The sequence below is a fragment of the Arenibaculum sp. genome, assembly GCF_035998295.1.
Lineage (GTDB): Bacteria > Pseudomonadota > Alphaproteobacteria > Azospirillales > Azospirillaceae > DASYHS01.
On sequence record NZ_DASYHS010000111.1, the window covers coordinates 1 to 2,110 of the forward strand.

The window sequence follows — 2,110 nt, forward strand, 5'->3', positions numbered from 1 at the left end:
CGCAGCAGCAACAGCAATGGAGGCCCAGGCGCAGCCCGTGCCGCCATGCCGTGCCCGCGTCGGCCGCCAGGGCATGGCCGCGCCCCGGCATCTCCCGGCAGCAGGCGAGGTGGCGCGCCTTCCACGCCGTGAACTGGAGCGTGCCGGCGGCCAGCACGACCAGGCCGGATGCGGCGGGGACGGCGCGCGCCAGCGCCGGATGCCGCATCTCCGCCGCCGCCAGGGCTACGCCCAGCGCGAAGACGGCCATTCCCGCCACGGCCCACACGAGGAAGTACCCCGCGCCCGCCAGCGCGGTCAGCCGGCCGAGGTGCGCCCCGTCCGCCCGGCCGACCGCCCGCCCGACCGCCCGGCGGTAGCGCCGCAACATCGGCACCAGGGACGGCAGCATCATCGCCGCGGTCATCGCGACCCACATGCCGAGGAACGAGGCCGCGGCGCCGGGCCAGGTCTGCCCGGGCATCCGCATCCACGCCATCGACATCGTCCAGCCGCCGGGCATCGGCATCCCGCCCATCGCCGACATGGACGTGCACCAGGCGACGGTCACCGCCGCGCCGGCGGCGAACAGAACCGCGGAGACGGCGAGGAAGGCTCCGTCGGAGGCTCGCCCGGAAACCATATCGAAGGTCCCCCGTTCCTCAGCGCGCGCCGTACTCGTCGCGGCGGCGCCACCAGACGCCCGTCTCGTTGCGGCCCCTGGGCGCGCGGTCGAGCCACTGGTACGCGCCCCACAACCCGTCCAGCCCGCGCGCGTAGGCGGAATAGGTGTGGTAGACGGCGCCGTCCTCGAGCACGAACGCGCTCATGCCCGGCCTGTCGCGATGGTAGGTGGCCGCGTCGGTCCCGCACATGGCCGCGAACGCGTCCTCTGCTCCGGCCCCGCCGCCCTCCTGGCCGCTCCGCCACTCGAACCGCGCCTCGCGGCGGTAGTTGTAGTCGACGTCCCCCTCGCGCTGCTGCTCCTCGGTGAACCAGACATTGAAGTCGAAGCAGAAGTCGCCGTCGGGCGAGGACGCCCAGGGAAAGCTCCAGCCCATGCGCCGCCTGTACGCCTGCAGCTTCTCCAGCGGCGCCCGCGACACCGCCGCCAGCGTGACATCGTGGTTCGCGAGGTGGACGACGGACCCGTTGAAGCCGTCCGCGATCATCGAGCAGGAGGGACAGCCCGCCGTGTAGTCGGGTCCGAACATGAAGTGATAGACGAGGAGCTGCGAGCGCCCCTGGAACAGGGCCGCCAGCGTGGCGCTCCCCTCTTCGGTCTCGAACCGGTATTCCTTGTCGATCCGCACCCATGGCTGCTCCTGCCGCCGCCGGGCCAGCTCGTCGCTGCGCCGCGTCAGATCCTTCTCGGCCTCGAGCAGCTCGATCCGCGTCGCCATCCACTCCTCGCGCGTTCCGGTCCTGTGGCTCGTCATCGTTCTTCTCCCTCCTTGCTGGCGTCCGTCGGCGTCCGATCTTTCCGGTGGCCGCCGGTCCCGCGATACACTTAGCCTCGGACGTCGAAACGGGGGGAGTTACAACGGTGGCGGGATTGCGATGGACTCGCTGATCACGGCCGCGGCGCGCGCGCTCGCGACGGGCGACCCCCTCGGCGCCCTGAAGCGGGTCGCGCTGCGCGAGGACGCGGCCGCGCTGGCGCTGCGGGGCATCGCGATGGCGCAGCTCGGCGACCTCGTCCGCGCGAAGGCCCTCCTGCGCCGTGCCGCGCGCGCCTTCGGCCCGAAGGAGGCGGTGGCCCGCGCGCGGTGCGTCGTCGCCGAGGCCGAGATCGCCCTCGTCTCGCGGGACCTGGGCTGGCCCGCGAAGGCGCTCGACGCGGCGCGCGCGACCCTTGAGGCGCATGGCGACCTCGTGAACGCCGCGCATGCGCGCATGCTCGAGGTCCGGCGCCTCGTTCTGGTCGGCCGCCTCGACGAGGCCGAGCGCATGCTGGCCGCCCTCGACCCCGCGCCGTTCCCTCCCGCCTCCAGGGTCGCGCACGAGCTGGCGGTCGCGGGCATCGCGATCCGGCGCCTGCGCACGCAGGCCGCGCGCGCGGCCCTCGCCCGGGCAGCGCACGCCGCGCGCGAGGCGGACATCCCGGCACTGACGGCAGAGGTCGAGAGCG

At 73.8% G+C, this 2,110-nt stretch carries 3 protein-coding genes; 1 reads left to right on the forward strand and 2 read right to left on the reverse strand.

From position 1 onward, the window contains the following. Positions 1-622, reverse strand: a 622-nt coding sequence (locus VGO20_RS11645) for a DUF2182 domain-containing protein (protein WP_327502513.1), incomplete at its 3' end; no start/stop codon positions are given. A gap of 19 nt (positions 623-641) precedes the next feature. Further along, positions 642-1,418: a DUF899 domain-containing protein gene (locus VGO20_RS11650; protein ID WP_327502514.1), complete on the reverse strand. Its 777-nt coding sequence runs from the start codon at positions 1,416-1,418 to the stop codon at positions 642-644. Positions 1,419-1,539: 121 nt separating this feature from the next. Between VGO20_RS11650 and VGO20_RS11655 the strand changes: the two genes are divergently transcribed. After that, on the forward strand, positions 1,540-2,110 hold a 571-nt coding region (locus tag VGO20_RS11655; protein WP_327502515.1), incomplete at its 3' end, for a hypothetical protein.